This is a genomic window from Tautonia rosea (assembly GCF_012958305.1).
In the GTDB taxonomy this organism is placed as follows: Bacteria; Planctomycetota; Planctomycetia; order Isosphaerales; family Isosphaeraceae; genus Tautonia; species Tautonia rosea.
The window spans coordinates 81490-99065 of sequence record NZ_JABBYO010000002.1 but is presented as its reverse complement, the minus strand read 5'-3'; the positions used below and the strand labels follow the sequence as shown (position 1 = coordinate 99065).

The 17576-nt window shown below is 62.8% G+C and carries 12 protein-coding genes; 7 read left to right on the top strand and 5 right to left on the bottom strand.

The genetic code is table 11. The features are described 5' to 3' along the window. Positions 1-4 precede the first annotated feature (4 nt). A complete protein-coding gene (locus HG800_RS03135) occupies positions 5-1201 on the bottom strand; it encodes a M20 metallopeptidase family protein (RefSeq protein WP_169973693.1) in 1197 nt (398 codons plus the stop codon). A 206-nt stretch (positions 1202-1407) separates the two neighbouring features. On the opposite strand from HG800_RS03135, the gene HG800_RS03130 reads away from it, so the two are divergent. Continuing rightward, positions 1408-1701, top strand: coding sequence for a hypothetical protein (locus HG800_RS03130; protein ID WP_169973691.1), 294 nt, complete (start codon positions 1408-1410; stop codon positions 1699-1701). Then, the gene (locus tag HG800_RS03125; RefSeq protein ID WP_169973688.1) at positions 1698-2291 is read left to right on the top strand and encodes a dCTP deaminase; all 594 of its coding nucleotides are present in this window, start codon (positions 1698-1700) and stop codon (positions 2289-2291) included. Before HG800_RS03130 ends, HG800_RS03125 begins: the two co-directional genes overlap by 4 nt. Positions 2292-2313: 22 nt before the next feature. On the opposite strand, the gene pstB is transcribed toward HG800_RS03125, so the two are convergent. The 4 genes from pstB to HG800_RS03105 are packed head-to-tail and all read right to left on the bottom strand — an operon-like array spanning position 2314 to position 6217. Further along, positions 2314-3150, bottom strand: a complete 837-nt coding sequence (pstB, locus tag HG800_RS03120) for a phosphate ABC transporter ATP-binding protein PstB (protein ID WP_169973685.1) — start codon at positions 3148-3150, stop codon at positions 2314-2316. Next, positions 3147-4253 carry a phosphate ABC transporter permease PstA gene (gene pstA, locus HG800_RS03115; protein ID WP_315851960.1) on the bottom strand — a complete coding sequence of 369 codons (1107 nt, stop codon included), beginning with the start codon at positions 4251-4253 and terminating at the stop codon, positions 3147-3149. The genes pstB and pstA overlap by 4 nt, the downstream gene beginning before the upstream one ends. Further along, positions 4250-5218: a phosphate ABC transporter permease subunit PstC gene (pstC, locus tag HG800_RS03110; RefSeq protein ID WP_315851959.1), complete on the bottom strand. Its 969-nt coding sequence runs from the start codon at positions 5216-5218 to the stop codon at positions 4250-4252. The genes pstA and pstC overlap by 4 nt, the downstream gene beginning before the upstream one ends. A gap of 54 nt (positions 5219-5272) precedes the next feature. Beyond that, entirely contained in the window at positions 5273-6217 is a 945-nt protein-coding gene (locus HG800_RS03105; protein ID WP_169973683.1) for a PstS family phosphate ABC transporter substrate-binding protein, read from the bottom strand. 441 nt (positions 6218-6658) lie between these two features. On the opposite strand from HG800_RS03105, the gene HG800_RS03100 reads away from it, so the two are divergent. From HG800_RS03100 to HG800_RS03080, 5 genes are all read left to right on the top strand, one after another. Next, positions 6659-9817 carry a tetratricopeptide repeat protein gene (locus tag HG800_RS03100; RefSeq protein ID WP_169973681.1) on the top strand — a complete coding sequence of 1053 codons (3159 nt, stop codon included), beginning with the start codon at positions 6659-6661 and terminating at the stop codon, positions 9815-9817. A gap of 47 nt (positions 9818-9864) precedes the next feature. Further along, positions 9865-10800: a MotA/TolQ/ExbB proton channel family protein gene (locus tag HG800_RS03095; RefSeq protein WP_169973678.1), complete on the top strand. Its 936-nt coding sequence runs from the start codon at positions 9865-9867 to the stop codon at positions 10798-10800. A 100-nt stretch (positions 10801-10900) separates the two neighbouring features. Then, positions 10901-13561, top strand: a complete 2661-nt coding sequence (locus HG800_RS27185; protein WP_235963226.1) for a prenyltransferase/squalene oxidase repeat-containing protein — start codon at positions 10901-10903, stop codon at positions 13559-13561. A gap of 165 nt (positions 13562-13726) precedes the next feature. Beyond that, positions 13727-15055 (top strand): hypothetical protein, encoded by a 1329-nt coding sequence (locus tag HG800_RS03085; RefSeq protein WP_169973675.1) that lies wholly within the window; start codon positions 13727-13729, stop codon positions 15053-15055. Between the two features lie 396 nt (positions 15056-15451). Then, positions 15452-17512: a PrkA family serine protein kinase gene (locus tag HG800_RS03080; protein ID WP_169973672.1), complete on the top strand. Its 2061-nt coding sequence runs from the start codon at positions 15452-15454 to the stop codon at positions 17510-17512. Positions 17513-17576 lie beyond the last annotated feature (64 nt).

Sequence of the window (17576 nt, the reverse complement as noted above, 5' to 3'; positions counted from 1 at the left end):
GACCTCACCCCTTTTCGGAAAGCAAGACAACGGAACGGGCCAGGATCTTGGCCCCCAGAACCAGAGCCCGCTCGTCGATGTCGAAGCGGGGGGAGTGCAGCGTGGGCCATCCGGCGGCCCCTGCCACACCGAGGCGAAGCATCGCACCGGGGGCAAGGGCCAGGTAGGCTGCAAAATCCTCGCCACCGAGACTCGGGTGAGGGATCGCTCCGACCCGATCCGCCCCGAGGATCTCGGCCGAGGCATGGGCCATGACGGCAATGACCGACGGATCGTTGATCACCGGATCGATGCCGTGGAGGAACTCGACATGCACCTCGGCCCCGGTGGCAACGCTCACGGCCCGGGCAACGCTCTGAATGGCGGCACTGGCACGTTCACGGGCCGACTGGCTGAGCGATCGAATGGTGCCGTCGATCTCGACATGATCGGGGATGACATTATTGGCTTCCCCGCCGTGAATCGAACCGAAGCTCACGACAACCGGCTCTCGCACATCAACAGCTCGGGGCACGCACTGGTACACACCGGTGATGAACTGAGCGGCCGCGGCGATCGGGTCGATGGACAGGTGAGGCCGAGCGGCGTGGCCCCCGCGTCCCCGAATGATGATCCGGATGTCTCGGCAATCGGCCGTCAGGACCCCGGCACGCTGGGCCACGCGGCCGACTTCCAGCTCCGGATCGACGTGCAGCGCGACGATGGCACTGACCCCTTCCATCGCACCAGCCCGGATCATCTCAACGGCCCCTTCGGCCGTTTCCTCCGCGGGCTGGAAGATGGCTCGCCAGGCGATCGGCCGAGGCAAGTGGGCCTGGCAGCGATGCAGCGCCAGGGCGGCGCCGAGGGCCATGGTCGAATGCGCGTCGTGACCGCAGGCGTGCATGACGCCATCTCGGGTTGAGCGATAGGGGACGGCAAGCTTTCCTTCTTGCAAGGGAAGGGCGTCCATATCGGCCCGAAAGGCGATCCGAGGTTGGCCGTCGATTCCGATTTCCGGTCCGGCGATGATGCCCCGGCCGGTGGGGGCGATTTCGTGGGGAATTCCGGCGTCGGTCAGATGGCGGGAGAGTTCCAGAGTTGTCTGATACTCTTCCCGGCTCGGTTCGGGATGCGCATGAAAATACCGCCGGACGGTCCGGAGGAACTCTCCCATTTCGTCGATCGAGGCGTCGAGCGCCTCGCAAAGCGTTTTGACCATGAGTCCATGTTAACCGGGAATCTGGTAAGGACGGAAGCGGACCGAGCCGCCGGATCCTCCCGAAGGTTGTCTTCGGACCTCGATCGGGCAATCATCAGAGAGAGCAATGGACCGGAACCGTCGCCCCGGCCGAATCGAAAGAGGAAGAGGGACTGTTGTAGCATCCCGATGTTCTGATCGGCCTTCGACCTGCACGAGATGCGACGATGACCGAGATTACCTACTTCGAGGAAGTCCGTTGCGAACTCTCTCCCGGCCTTCGGGACGACCACCTGACCGCCTGCGTGACCGACGAGGACGGCCGGACCCAGTATCTTGACGTGACACCGACCTTGATCAATCGGCATGAAGGGGTTCCGTTCCTGCCGGTCGGATTCGTGCAAATCGACCGAGAGCGGCGACGAGTTCTGGTCGAATTTCCGTGTGAGGCATACTCCGGGGCCAATCGGGCCTGGATTAGCTTCGAACACCTGAGACACGTGGACAGGCCCATCCCATGATTCTCTCGGACCGGGAGATCGAGGCGGCGATCCGACACGGATTTCTCAGGATCGACCCGGTTCCCGACGAGCATCTCTGGACCTCGACGGCGGTCGATCTGACGCTCGACGCCACCCTCGTCCGCTGGAAGCCGGGAGGCCCGGCGGTGCGACCGGGAATGCCAGGGTTCAATGTCCGTCGCTTGCTCGAAGACCCAGATCGGGCCGAGCGCGTGCCGATCTCAACCGAAGGGTATGAACTCCAACCGGGGCAGTTTGTGCTCGGTTACACGCAACAGGCGATCCATCTGCCCAAAGGCGCTCGACTGGCGGCGCGCGTGGAGGGAAAGAGCAGCCTGGCGAGGCTGGGCGTCGGGGTTCACGTGACCGCGCCAACGATTCACGCCGGGTTCGGCGACAATCCAGAAGACCCGAACGAGCGAGGCCTTCCCATTCAGCTCGAAATCTTCAACCTCGGACACCTGATCGTCGCCCTGGATGTGGGGATGCCGATCTGCCAGGTCATTCTGGAGGAAGTTCGAGAGGCCCCGGTCAAAGGGTACGCGGGGCAATTCTCAGGGCAGAAAAGTTTTACCGAGCTGAGGCCCTGAACGGGGACCGGGGGTGGGGTTCTCAGCCGATGCGGCCGGTGATGTAGGCTTCGGTGCGGCGGTCCTTGGGGGTGGTGAAGAGGAGATCGGTTGGGCTGAACTCGGCCAAGACGCCGGGGCGGTGGGCGTTGCCACGGTCCTCGTCAAGCATGAGGCAGGCAGTCATGTCGCTCGTGCGGCGAGCCTGCTGCATGTTGTGGGTGACGATGACAATGGTGTAGTCGTCCTTCAGGTCTTCCATCAGGTCTTCGACGCGGGCCGTTGAGATGGGGTCGAGTGCCGAGCAGGGTTCGTCCATGAGGATCACCTCGGGCTCGACGGCCAGGGTGCGGGCGATACAGAGGCGCTGCTGCTGGCCCCCGGAAAGATCGAGGCCGGAGCGATGGAGCTTGTCCTTGACCTCGTCCCAAAGCGCGGCCCGCCGGAGGGACCGCTCGACGAGTTCATCCATGTCTCCGATATAGCCGTTGATGCGGGCTCCCCAGGCCACGTTCTGATAGACGGTTTTCGGGAACGGATTGGGCTTCTGGAAGACCATCCCCACGCGACGACGAAGCGCGACCGGATCGACCTGATCGCCGACAATCTCTTCGCCGTCAAATTCCAGTCGGCCTTCCATGCGGAAGGTCGGAATCAGGTCGTTCATCCGGTTGAAGCAGCGCAGCAAGGTGCTCTTGCCGCAGCCTGACGGACCGATCAGGGCGGTGATCCGGTTGCGAGGGATGGCGATATTGATCTGGTGGAGGGCCTCCGTGGAGCCGTACCAGACGCTCAGATCGCGTGCCTCAAGAACCACGGCCGACGTCTCGGGCGAGGGAAGGTCGAGCGAGGTGGGGGGCGACTGCTGATCAATGCTCATTTCGAATGCGGATCCCCAGGGTTGGTGATCGAGGGATTCGAAGGAGGTCCGGGGACGCCAAGCTCGGAGTCACCGTTTGCAAAGGTTCGCTGCGAGGGGTGCAAGCTCTGGCTCACGGCCCAGCCCATCCGGCTGATTTGAGTGATCCCCCGTCCCGCGAGCCGACGACCGGTCGGGGTTCTCAGGAAGATGGCCACGGCGTTCATGGAAAGCAACAAGGCGAGCAAAATCAGAATGCCACCAGCGGCAACGGTCCGGAACTCCTCTCGGGGGAGCGTGGCGAAATTGTAGATCTCGACCGGTAAGGCCGTGTAGTAGTCCGACGGACTCGACGGGGTGTAGAGGATCGAATTTGCGGCTCCGACCATCAAGAGCGGGGCCGTCTCCCCAATGGCTCGGGAGACGGACAGAATCGTTCCGGTGAGAATGCCTGGTAAGGCCGAGGGCAGGACGTGATCGCGGATCACCTGCCAGCGGGTCGCCCCGAGCGCCAGGGCGGCCTGACGAAGTGACGACGGCACGGCACGGAGCGATTCCTGAGTGGCGATGACCACGATCGGCAGGACAAGCAGGCTGAGCGTCAGGGCTCCGGCCCAGAGCATCTTGCCCAGGGCGAGGGGGTCGAACCCGAACGCCCGGCTGAAAACGACCAGGCCAAGAATGCCGTAGACAATTGACGGCACGCCGGCCAGGTTGGCAATGTTCGTCTGGATGATCCGCCGGATTCGGCCAGGAGGGGCATATTCCTCCAAATAAAGCCCGGCACCGACCCCGGTTGGAATGGCGATCAGGGTCACCAGGACGAGGAGCCAGAGACTGCCGACGATCCCGGCCTTGAACCCAGCCTCGCTGGGCTCGGGAGAGTTCGTCGAGGTCGCGATCCGGGTCATGAAGCGCCAGAACTCAGTGACGTGGTGCCCCAACTCGTACCAGGGAGGGTTCGGCGGATGAGACAGCGCCTTGGCCAGCACCGAACCGAGCAAGACAGCCAGGATGACCACCCCGCTGAGTGTGGCCACCAGGCAAAGCCCGGCGAACAGCACGCCAAAGAGGCGGCGGCGGACCTGGCGGGGCCGGTACATCCGATCGCTCGGCCGGCTCACTGGTACTCCTCCCGGAAGTGCCGCAGGATGATCCCCGAGATGATATTCATCACCAGCGTGACCACGAACAGCGCCAATCCCACGGCATAAAGTGAAAGATGCTCGGGGGTTCCGACCGCGGCTTCACCCTTCATCGTGTTGACGATGTAGGCGGTCATTGTCTCGACCGATCGCAGGGGGTTGAGCACGATCTGAGGTTTCACTCCCGCGGCCAGTAAGACGGCCATCGTCTCGCCAACGGCTCGGCTGATCGCCAGGATGAACGAGGCGAGGACCCCCGAAAGCCCGGCCGGCAAGACCACCCGCGTCGAGACCTCGAATTTGGTGGCCCCGAGACCATAGGCCGCCTCGCGCAGCCCCCGAGGGACGGCCGACAGGACGTCTTCGGAGAGGGACGAGACCATCGGAATGATCATGACCCCCACGACGATGCTCGCGCTCAGGGCGTTGTAGAATTCGACCCGGACCATCGGCTCCAGCACCGCCTTGAGCACGGGAGTCACCAGCAGCAAGGCGAGGTAGCCATAGACGATCGACGGCACCCCGGCCAGAAGCTCCAGGGTCGGTTTCAGCACCGCCCGGAGCCGAGCGGGAGCGTACTCGCTGAGATAGATCGCGCTGAGCAGGCCAATCGGCAAGGCCACCACCGAGGAGCCGAGGGCGATGACGAACGTTCCCCAGATCAACGGGAGGATGCCGAACTTCGGCGGGTCGGCCTTGGGATTGAGGGTCGTCCCGGTCAGGAATTCGAGAACGCCCACGCCGGACATCTGAAAGAACCGGATCGACTCAACGCCGAGTACCGCGACGATCCCGATGGTCGTCAGCACCGTGACGAGGGCACAGAGAAAGATCAACGGGGGGATGATGAATTCCTGGCCCTTCTGGAACCAGGACTGCCCCATCCAGAAGCGTCTGGGGGGCAGGCTGGGAGATCCCGGAGTGGTCTGAGGCAGTTGGGTCACGGCCGGCCTACAGGGGAAAAAGTGGCCTCAAGCACGAGGAGGGAGGGAATCGGGTCAGTCGACTGGGGTGGAGGTCGTCTCGGCCATCGAGATCGAGGCCTTCACCTGACTGAGGGTGGCCAGATTCTCGGATCGTTCCTGCGAGTTCGGTGGGACATAGCCAGCTTGTTCGGCAAGTTTCGCAACATGATCGAGGTAAAAGGTGACGAACTCGGCGGTGACGGGGCGTTTCATCGCCTCGTCCTTGACATAGATAAACAGAGGGCGGGAAAGGGGGACGTACGAGCCGTCGTAAATGGTCTCGATCAAGGGGGCGATCGGCTCCGCGTCGTCGGACTTTCGAATCGGGACAGCCCGGAGGCGGTCCTGATTGGCCATGTAGTACGCGAACCCGAAGTAACCGAGCGAGTTCACATCACCGGCGATCCCGTTGACGAGCACATTATCGTCGGCGCTCGGCTGGATGTCTTCACGTTGCTCGGAGAGGTCGAGGGCTTCGTGCACGAACGTGTCGTAGGTGCCCGAATCGGGATCGGGGGTGTAGAAGGAGATCGGCTGATCGGGCCACTCGGGGTTCAGGTCTCGCCAGGTTGTGATGGTGCTGCCTCGCTCAAACAGGGCTTGAAGCTGAGCGATGGACAGGGCGTCGACGAAGGTGTTTGCCGGGTTGACCGCGACGGTGATTCCGTCGTGACCGACCAGGTAACGAGTCCAGAGGAATCCTCTGGCCCAGGCCTTTTCTTGCTCGATGGCCTTGGCGGGCCGAGAGGCGTTGACAATATCGACCTCACCCTCGATGTAGCGTCCGAAGCCGCCCCCGGTTCCATGGTAATCGACCGTGATCTTCGGCACACCCTCGACGGCCCTTGTATACGCGACCTGAGCGGCAACGCTAATCGGAAAGACCGTGCTCGACCCATCCACAACGACCGGGAGTTCTCCTCCGCATCCGGACACGACCCCCAGAGACAAGGTCATCACGACGAGGGTCGAGCGCACGCCGAACCTCCGACGAAGGCAAGCACCACGACGATTGAAGATGGCCAACTCTTGCATGGAATGAGAGGCGATCGTCGCCATGAAGGACTCGCAAAGATAGGACAGCGATCTCGACCGCCCAACAACCACGGACCTGGGATCGGAACGCCCTGGAAACCCGAGCCGATGGAATCAGGCTACCAGAAGAGCTTAACGAAAGACGGTGAATATCTTATGAAGAACCAGGCCGATCGGAAAACCGGGGCGAACTTCGACCGTGCAATCCCGTCAATCCGGCTGCGGCTCGGCTTGCCAAGCGGCAACGGGTCGCGATAATCGGTCGAAAGCCAACGGGGGTTCCGAGATGAGAGACTTGGTCTCGCCAGGATGACGGGGAAAGGGACGGATCGGCCAGGCGGTTCCGATTTCGTCTTCACCGTCGACGATCAGGGAGGTGATCTGGTGCGCGTTGAACTCCGATCCTCCGACTGGCAGCGACCGTCGGTGGCGGGAGCGATCTTCGTGGTCGTATTGCTAGCCGGATCGGCCGTGATGGGACCGGCGGTCGAGGCCCAAGGTCCGGTCTCGCCTGCTCGGACCGAGGCCGAGGCGGTGCCCGAGGCACTCAACTTCGCCAACGGACTCTTCCGAGCCCGTCGATTCGATCTGGCGGTCCAGGAATATCAGGCGTTTCTCGCCACCAATCCGTCCGCTTCCTTTCGGGCTGAGGCCCTTTACGGCCTGGCGAACGCGCATCACTTTCTTCAAGAATATGCAGAGGCCCGCGCCACCTTCGAGCAGTTTCTGGAGGTCGCGCCGAAGGACCACCCGAGCGTGCCAACGGCCCTGTTCCGGGTCGGAGAACTGGCTTACGTCCTCGGTGATCTGCCCGTCGCGCTCAAGGCGTTGGAATCGTACACGAAGGGTTCGCAGAACCATCGGTATCAGGAGCTTGCCTGGCCCTACCTCGGCGATGTCCGGTTTCAGCGAGGTGATCTTCAAGGGGCTCGGGCGGCTTACGAACACGCATTGAGCACCTTCCCGGACGGTCGGCTCTCAGACCGAGCCCGGCTGTCTCTGGGGCGTGTGCTGGTTCGCCAGGGAGAGTCGAAGCTTGCTCTCACTCGGTTTCGGGAGCTGCTCGACCGCCCCGAGGCCCCCCAGCGCGACGAGGCCTTTTATCAGGTTGGTCGCCTCCAGTTGGAGGCTGGGGCCTTTGAAGAGGCCATTACCGCCTTTTCGGCGCTGGAGAAGGCGATTCCTCAAAGCGCGTATGTCGCTCGGAGCCGCCTGGGTAAGGCCGAGGCCTTGCTGGCGCTCGATCGGTTTGACGAGATGATCGAGGTGCTCGAACCGCTCCGGAACGACCCGTCTCCCGAACTGGCTGCGAGGGCCTCGTACACGGTCGGCCTCGGAGCGTTGAAGCAACGTCGGCTGGATGAGGCGATGACCGTTCTCGACGAGGCCCTGCAACGCTTCCCGGAAACCTCGACCGCCCCGGCGCTGCTCTTTCGATCGGCCGAGGCGGCGGAACGATCCGGTGATCTTGCCGACGCTCTCACCCGATTCGAGCGGTTAGTGGCGACCTACCCTGAAGATCGATGGGTCGATGACGCGCTGCTTCAGGCCGCTTCACTGGCTCTGAAGCTCGGCAAGAACGAACAGGCAATCGAACTGGCCCGACGGGTTCGGCAGGAGTCGAACGACGGCCCACTCAGCTCCCCTGCGCTTTTGATTGAAGCCCGAGCAACCCTCGATGCCCAGCACGCCGAAAAAGCTATTCCCTTACTCGACCTTTTACTGGACCGTGAGGATGCCGCTCCGGAGACGGCGCAGGCCGCCCGTTATTATCTTGGGCTCGCCTACAAAGCAGCCGGACGGGAGGAGGAGGCGATCCGACACCTCGACGAACTAGCGAAAGCACCCGACACCCCCTATGCGGTCGATGCGCTCTACCTGGTCGGTCAAGGGCACTTCGATGCCGGTCGGTACGAGGAAGCTATCGCGGCCCTGAGCCGATTTGTCGAAGCTCGCCCCGATGGTGAAGCGGCCGACCACGCGATGGCTCGGATCGCCCTCGGACTGTCAGAAACCGGCCAGGAGGATCGGGCAAACGAGACGATCGCCCAGCTCTCTGAACGCTTTCCCGACAGTCCGGTCGTGGGACCAACCCGTCTCCGTGTGGCGGAGACAGCCCTGGCAGCCGAGCAGTGGGACCGGGCCGAGCAGCACTTTCGCGCCCTGGCCGAAACAGAGCACGCCGATCCGAATCAGCAGACACGAGCCTGGTCGGGCCTCGGATGGGCCTTGATGGGTTCGGGCAAGCTGGAACAGGCCATCAAGGCGTTTGACGAGGTTCTCAAGAGAGCTCCGGAAGACCCTCTCGCAGCCGAGGCGTCCTATGTCCGAGGGCGAGCGCTACGTGATCTCAATCGGCCCAACGAGGCGATCGAGGCATTCGCCTGGGTGGTCTCGCACCATCCCGGTTCGATCGATGCTCCCAAGGCCGACCTTGCCCGTGCCCGATTGCTGGTCGAGACGGGCCAGCCGGATCAGGCAATCTCACTCTTTGAAACGCTGCTTGATTCGGAGCATCCCGAACCAGTCGAGGCGACCGATCTCTTGCTCGCAGAGTTGGCCTGGGCCTTGCTCGATGGAGATCGGGTTGAAGAAGCCGATCAGGTGTTTGAGCGTCTGCTCAGGGAGTATCCGGAGTCTTCCCAGGCGGAGGACGCCAGGTTGAACCTGGCAGAATCGGCCTTTCAAGCAGGACAGTTCGAGGAGGTTCTCAGCTGGCTCGAACCCCTGACGGATGAGACCGAAGAGACGGAGCCTCGGATTCGTCAGGCCGCGCTGTACCGGGCAGGGCGGACTCGGGTCGAGCGGCAGGAGTGGGACGAAGCAAGCCAAGCCTTCGATCGGCTAGTGAGCGGTTTCCCAGACGGAACGTACGTGCGGGAGGCCGGGTTCTGGTCGGCCGAGGTGGCGTTCCGACGAGGTGATCCCGAGGCGGCCGAGGCCGGATTCCGAACGTTAATCGAGGCGACCCCAGAGGATCGGGAGTCGGAATCGTGGCTGCCAACCGCCCGGTTGCGACTCATTCAGGCTCTAGTGCAGCAAGAGCGCTGGTCGGATGTGTTGACGCTGGCCGATTCGCTCAAGGCCGAGGTTCCCGACCTGCCGCAGATGGCTGACCTCGACTATGCGAGGGGCCGAGCCTTGCAAAGTCAGGCCCCTCCTCAGTTCGAAGAGGCCCGAGAAGCCTACCAGGCGGTGATCGACGCTCGCAAAGGAGGAGAGCTGGCGGCAATGGCCCAGTTCATGAGGGGAGAAACCTTCTTCCATCAAAAGCGTTACGACGAGGCACTCCGCGAATTCCTCAAGGTCGATATTCTGCCCTCGTACGACGACGCGCCGAAATGGCAGGCGCTGTCTCTGCTGGAAGCAGGGAAAGTTTACGAACAACTCGACCGCTGGGCCGACGCCGCCGACATTTATGAGAGGCTCCGCTTGCGATTCCCGGACGAACCGGCCTCGGCCGAGGCCAATCGCCGTCTTGTGATCGCGAGGGGACGAGTCTCGGGAGAGGCGGTCGGCGAGGGGTCGGGGCGGCGAGGCTAATCGCTGTCACTCGCAACGCCCCGCGCACAGGAATAAGGACGTTCGCCATGCGTCGGAATGCGTTCGAAAGCCGCCTGGTGTCGCGTCGGAGGCTCATCGGCCCGGCCCTGGCAATGGGTCTGGTGGTGCTGCTTGGCGGGGCTGACCGTCCGTCGAACCTGGAACGAGCCTCGACCGTTGCGTCTGAGCAACTCCAGTGGTTCGCCCGGCAGGCACGCTCCTGGTATCGCAGCACACCGCCCGCCGACCGGATGACCTGGGGAGGGCTGGCCGCCTGCGGATTACTCGGACTCAGCGTCCTCGGTGAACGATCGCTCCGATTACGAAAAGGTCGGGTGCTGCCGACTCGCTTTGTCGATCGGTTCCGCGACCGCTTGCAAGACGGCCAGCTCGACAAGGGCAAAGGGACGGATCTCTGCGAAATGAACCCGAGCCCGGCGTCGCGGATCGCCCTTGCCGCCATTCGGCGTTGGGGACGGCCCTCTCCGGATCTCGAACGCGCGGTGAGCCTGGCCCGGCAGGTGGAGGCCGATCGGCTTCGCCGGAACGTCGGGACCTTGCGTCGGATCGCGGCGCTAGCTCCGCTGGTGGGATTGCTGGGGACACTCATGGCCGCGGGCCGAGCCTTGTCGGGCCTGGAAGGGGCGGAAGCCTCTGCAGCATGGGGTCCGGCGCTGGGAGGAGCTCTGGCCCCGTTGACGGCGGGCGTCGCAGTGGCCATCCTGGCATTGGTGGCCTACGACGGCCTGATGGGCCGGGTCGAAACGCTCGAAAACGCACTCGATCGCCTCGGAGCCGAGACGGTGGACGCCATCTCCGTGCTGGCGGCCACTCAGGCGAGCCGGGCAGAGAAGAGTACGTCCGCCGCGGCGGCAAATCCCCATCGCAATGCGTCGGCCGGCCCCCACTTCGGGATCGGGGGCCAGTCCCGGGGCTCTCAGCCAATCCGGGTCGAGATCCCTGACTCCTTGCGAAACTTCTGACGTTTGCCTCGGCGGGCAGTGGATGCTGCCTGGCTCCCTTCCCGCCAACGCCCCTTGACCCGGAGGGTCGAGGACTCTTGAGTCGACGACCGGAGGAGTGATGACCGGCCTGAATCTGGAACCGTTCCTCCGATTGCTTCAGGCCGACATCGGCGCCTGGATGACTCTGGGCGTGATCGCCCTGCTCTTGGTCCTGATTGTCTGGACCGGTTGGGGCTCGCGTCGGGTCCTGAGGAAGTGTCTCGTACTCTCGGTCCTGGCCCATGTGGGCCTGGTGTTTTCCAGTGGCGAGGAACTCTCGAAGCTCATCACGCCCGGAATGCCCGATGGTCAGGTGATCGACGAGCCGGGAATTCGAGCAATCCGGGTCACCATCCCCCCCCTTTCGATTGCGGAGGGGGCCAATGCGTTCGACGCCTCAGGAACCGGACCGAACGGACGGGGAGGAGGTCTTGCGGCCGACCAGGATTTGGCATCGCTTGCCTTGCTCGACACGATCGAACCGGAAGGACGAGGGGCCGCTCGCCCAAATGTGATCCGAGACGAATTGCCTCAGCCTCTGGCGCTCGATCGCATCGAAGGCCCGGAGCTTTCCGACCTCGACCTTGCTCCCGAGCCGAGCCTGCCCAGCAATCTTGTCGAACGTGATCGAGACTTCGAACCGGTCTCGGATTCGAAGCCGATCGTCGAACCATCGACCATCGACCCGGCCGACGTGGCTGCTGTCATCCGCAGCGATCGTCCTGCAAATCGCCCCGTCGACGTTCCTCTGCCTGATCCGGATCGTCTGGCGACCCGGCCAGGATTTCGCGACGAGCGAATCGAGCTTCGCCCTTCGCCTCGATCGGACATTGCCCCCCCCCTGCCCGACCTCGATCTGCCCGATCCGATCCTCGGCCTGGCCGGTGATCGCTTCGACGACCCGAGCGAAACGGCTCCGATGGTCCCACGACCGGCCGGCGAAACGGCTCCCGAAGCGTCGGAGGTTGCCGAGGCTCGACCACGAGCACGACCGGATGCGCGAACGTCGCTCCCGAGTCCCTCGCTCCCCCTCGATCCCGATCGAGGGGGATTCCGCCCTGCTCCGGAGCCGCGAGTCGAGACCGATCTTGCTGATCGAGGACCGAGTACCACGGCAGAGCCAGTTCCGCTTCCCGATCTGAATCGTTCGGAGACGGCGCCGTTTCCGCTGCCAGTCGCCGAGTCAAGGCCCGGCAACGTCGACGGGATCGTGCCCGAGTTCGAGTCTCCCTCGGAAGCTGACCCGGAGGCGGTGGCGAGACCAGATCGGCGTCCGGTAGCCCGCCGTGCTGAAGAAGCACCGCTCGAATTGCCTGAGGCGGATCTTCGGGTTGCGGCCCGTCCCACTCCCGAACGCGCTGCGCCTCGGATTGTTGAGCGATCGGCACCAGTAGCGGCCGTGGACCTTGATCGTCTCAACCCCAGAGCGCTGCCTGATCTGCCCATCGTCCGAGGTGCAATCGAAGGGCGGACGCTGGAGGATGTTCCCGAAGTTTATCGACCCCGGCTCGATCCAAATCGCCCCGCACTTGCTCGGCGAGCTGGGGCCAGCGCTGCCAGCGAAGAAGCGGTCGAACTGGCCCTCGACTGGCTCGCCCGGCACCAGGATGCGGACGGCCGCTGGAACGCGGGGACGGCCCGATATCGCGACGGCTCTCCGGCCCCCGGAGACACCAATTTCACGAGCCATTGTCCACCGGGAGACATCTGCCACGGCGAGTGCTTTTACTGGGAGGCGGATACGGCGGTCACCGGGCTGGCCCTGCTGGCATTCCTTGGATCCGGCTACACGCATCTCGACGGCAAGTACGCCCCGGTTGTCGGCCGGGGAATCGACTACTTGCTGACCATCCAGAAGGGCGATGGAGACCTGAGAGGCCCGAGTCGGGCCGTGGGGATGTACTGTCACACGATGGCGAGCCTGGCCCTCTCGGAAGCCTACGCCCTGAGCGGCGACCCGAAACTCAAAGGGCCGGTCGAGCGTGCCGTCTCCTTCCTGGTCGAGGGCCAGTACCCGGGGTTGATGGGCTGGCGTTATCTGCCCCGGAGCGAGATTCGTCGGACACCCGCCGAGGGAGGTCGAGGCTGGGATTACGAGCCGCATCCTCCGGTTGGCGACACGAGCGTACTCGGCTGGGTGGTGATGGTGCTCAAGTCGGCGTCGGAAGTCGGCATCGAGGTGCCTTCGAATGCGGTACAATCAGCCCGGAACTGGCTTCAGCGGGTTGCGGACGGCGACGCGGAAGGGTTGGCTCGCTATCAGCCGTCCCGACCAGCCGATCCGGTCATGTCGGCTGAAGCCTGGGTCTGTCGGCAGTTTCTTGGTTTCGGCGGCCCCGGAGCGGCCAGCAACGAAGCGGCCGCGTACCTATTGCAACATCCTCCTTCGGCAGACTCGTTCAACAGTTACTACTGGTATTATGCGACGCTGGCGATGTATCAGAGCGGTGGCCCTGCCTGGGATCGATGGAATCCGCTCGTCCGGGACACCCTGGTCAGCCTTCAGCATCGCGAGGGGCACAAGGCCGGGAGCTGGGATCCCGACCCGACACGCTACGGAACGCACGGCGGCCGGGTCTACGCAACCGCCCTCGCCGCGATGACCCTGGAAGTCTATTATCGATACCTCCGGCTCTATGTCTCCGAAGCAGGAGTGGTGGGGGGTTCTCCTCTCGCTCCCGCTCCGTTCCGATCGCGTGACGACGCCCTGAGGCGAGCCGGGGGAGCCGCCCCTCGCTAATTCTCGGGAATCGCCACCGAGTGGCCGATGAATAACCTCTCGGTCTGGGCAGCCCCATGCCCGGAACGATCAGGACCGTTACAATTGTCGTCGACCAGACGATGCGTCTCCGATTGAGGCGGATCGCCGACGGCCCGCACACCGCTGTGCTCGGGAGACGACGCCTTGAATCTGCTGTTGCTTCGATTGCCGATCTTCTGGGCACAAACCGTACCCGACGAATTCGAGATGCCGTTGCTGGCGCTTCGTCGCTGGTTCTGGGGTCAGACCCTCTCCTCGGCCAGGGCAGTCCCCGGCTCGGAGGGATTCTGGGCCTGGATGCTCGGCTTGCTGGTGCTCTTGCTGGTGGCGATGGTCGTTCAGGGACCGGTCCGAGCACTGGGGCAATTGTTCAATCTGCCGGGGCATATCCGGTTGCTCGGCTCGGCAGTGGAACGGTTGCGAGCCTCGGCCAGGCTGGTGATGATCTTGCTGGGAGCGTCGGTCATTTCGTGGACGTCGGCGCTGTTGATGCGCTACAAACGTCCCTTGGGCCTGGCGGATCTGTCCTTGCTTTCACGGACCCGATCGGTCCCGGAGGCGGCCGCGGAACAAGGGATTCTCGCCGCGTTGACACCGCTTCGCGATCTGTTCAGCCTGGCGGACCTGCTCGTCTTGCTCGGGATCGCCATCTTTGTGGCGTTTCGATTTTCGGCCGATCGGTGGGGAACCGATGCGATTGAAGAACGGGACAAAGTGAAACCGGGGTGGGTGACCCTCTCGTGGATCGCAGCCTCGTTGTATGGCTTGTATCGGCTGGTTGCGATCGTGGTGTCTCCCGACGATCTGCCGATCGGCGGAGGGTTTTACGTCGAGCCGTTGGTGGTTCCGGTCGTGATGCTGATTTCCGACGGTCTGCTGGCGGCCTGGGTTCTGGTCGAACTGCGTCGGGCCGAGCGTTCCAGCGATGTCGAACCGATCGAGGTTGCAGCCATCTTCGCCCTGCTTCCCGCAGCGATTTTGGGATGTCTGGTCGTAATGCCGGCTCGCTATTTGGCCACGATGGGCTATCTGTCGCTTCCCTATGTTCCGGATGGCTTTGCCCGATCAGTGCTGGCTCCAGTCCTGGGAGGCTGGGGCCTGGTGTCGATCCAGGGAGCGGCCGTGGTTCTGGTGGGTCTCGTCGGCGCGGCTCCCTGGTGTCGAGGGGGGTGGCGAGACACGCTGAAGGGGTACGTCCGACTGGTCCGAGCCGAGGGAGGACACCTGGTCGCGACGCTCTTTCTGGGAGGGCTTACGGCGGCATTTCCAGTGGGTCTGGCGTACCTCCTTGTTCTGTCCTTGCCTCCGCAGCCCTGGGTCTTGCCGGCGGCTGACAGCTACGCACACTACATCACGCTGGTGGCCGGTTTGGGCCTGCTTGCAGCCCTGGTTGAGCTTGGAAATCGCTCACTGTTTGAGCCGGATTCGTCTCCCTCCGCGGATGATTCTCAGTCACATCCGATCGTCTCGTGAGCGGGGCTCATTGACGCTCACGATCACCACGGTTGGCGTGTTGCGCTTGACATGAACGCCACCGGGTGTGAGGATTAGAGGAGTCGATCAGGCCCGGGTTTGACAACCGAGCAGCCAGTCCTGATTCCGCTGCTCCAGCTGTACTGCCCGCCATCGTGACCAGCTTTTTGCGTTTCATCATTCGTTGCTTGTCGCCCGGGCCGGGCCCATCCCCCACGACACATTTGACAATTCGGAATTGCCTCAGTTCGAGGTTGATCGCCCCCTGCGCAGGCGCCGGTTGGCTCGTGGGAGTAGGCTCTCGCTGACTCCCCGCCGCGTTCGTGCGCCCCAATGCGTCGTCCAACGCGTCGCCCGTCGCGTCCGGAGGCATCCAGCAGTCAGGAGGGACACCGCATGACGGCCGGATCGGACTTGATTGCCAAGATCGCTCGCCGCCAGAACCTGGCGGAATACCAGAAGAAGCACTGGACAGGGACGTTTTCGGAATATCTTGAGATCGTCGCCCGAGACCCCAAGGTCACGCGTAATGCGTACCAGCGGGTCTACGATATGATTCTGAGCTTCGGCACCGAAGAGATCATCATCCACAAGGAGAAGTTGGTCCGTTACAAGTTTTTTGATGACCCGATCGAAGACGGACACGACGCCATTTTCGGCCTCGAAAAGCCGTTGATGAATCTGGTCAACGTGCTCAAGAGCGCCGCGTTGGGCTATGGAACCGAACGCCGCGTCCTTCTGCTACACGGACCTGTTGGCAGTTCCAAGAGCACGATTGCCCGATTGCTCAAGAAAGGAATGGAAGCGTACTCTCAGACCGACGACGGAGCGCTCTATACCTTCGACTGGAAAGAGGAAGGTCCCGAAGGAGAGCTTCACTGGGTTCCTTGCCCGATGCATGAGGAACCCCTGCACCTGATTCCTCCGGAGTATCGAGCCGATTTGCTGGAGGAATTGAACGCCGGACGTACCCCGGACGACTTCCAGGTGCGGATCATCGGTGAGCTCGATCCGTATTGCCGTCAGATGTTCAAGGAACGACTGGAGCGGTACGGAGGCGATTGGACCCGAGTCCTTGAAGACATCCGAGTTCGTCGTGTCTTGCTCTCAGAGCAGGATCGCGTGGGAATCGGTACCTTCCAGCCGAAGGACGAGAAAAACCAGGACGCCACCGAACTGACCGGTGATATCAATTATCGAAAAATCGCCGAATATGGTTCTGATTCAGACCCGAGGGCCTTCAACTTCGATGGCGAATTCAACATCGCCAACCGAGGGATCATCGAGTTCATCGAGGTCCTGAAGCTTGACGTGGCGTTCCTCTACGATCTCCTCGGCGCGAGTCAGGAACACAAGATCAAGCCGAAGAAGTTCGCACAAACGGACATCGACGAGGTCATCATCGGGCATACAAACGAGCCCGAGTATCGCAAGCTTCAGTCAAACGAGTTCATGGAAGCCCTGCGAGACCGGACCGTCAAGATCGACGTGCCTTACGTCACAAAGCTCTCAGACGAGATCAAGATTTACGAGAAGGACTACAACAGTCGTCGCGTGACCGGCAAGCGCATCGCGCCTCACACGCTGGAAGTGGCGGCCATGTGGGCCATTCTCACTCGTTTGGAGGAACCCAAGAACGCCGGCCTGACCTTGATGCAAAAGCTGAAGCTCTACAACGGCAAGACCCTGCCGGGCTTCACCGAAGACAACATCAAGGAACTCAAAGAAGAGGCTGAGCGAGAGGGGATGCTCGGGATCAGCCCTCGATACGTTCAGGACAAGATCTCCAACGCGCTGGTCGCCCACGCCGAGGAGCGTTCGGTTAACCCGTTCATGGTGCTCAACGAGCTGGAATCGGGCCTGAGGCACCACTCGTTGATCAACAACGAGGAAGTCCGCAAGCATTACAAGCACTTGCTCGCGGTCGTCAAGGAAGAATATGAGGATGTCGTCAAGAACGAGGTTCAGCGTGCCATCGCCGCCGACGAGGAGGCGCTGACAAGGCTCTGCGGCAACTACATCGACAACGTGAAGGCCTACACCCAGCGGGAGAAGGTCAAGAACAAGTACACCGGCCAGCCGGAAGAACCCGACGAGCGCCTGATGCGGTCGATCGAGGAGAAGATTGATATTCCCGAGAGCCGAAAGGACGACTTCCGGCGCGAGATCATGAATTACATCGGTGCTCTGGCACTTGATGGAAAGACGTTCGACTACAAGACCAACGAACGGCTTCAGAAGGCCCTGGAACTAAAACTCTTTCAGGACCAGAAGGACACGATCAAGCTGACGAGTCTGGTCTCCAGCGTGGTCGACAAGGACACGCAGGAAAAGATCGATATCGTCAAGGGTCGCCTGATCCGAGACTACGGCTACGACGAGGATTCGGCCACCGACGTCTTGAACTACGTGGCCAGCATCTTCGCCCGAGGAGACGTGAAACGCGGCGGCGGCTAAGCCAGCCAAACCTTCTCCGAGGTGGCCCGCGGTGCGTTGCAAGACCGAGACCGCGGCCCCCTCG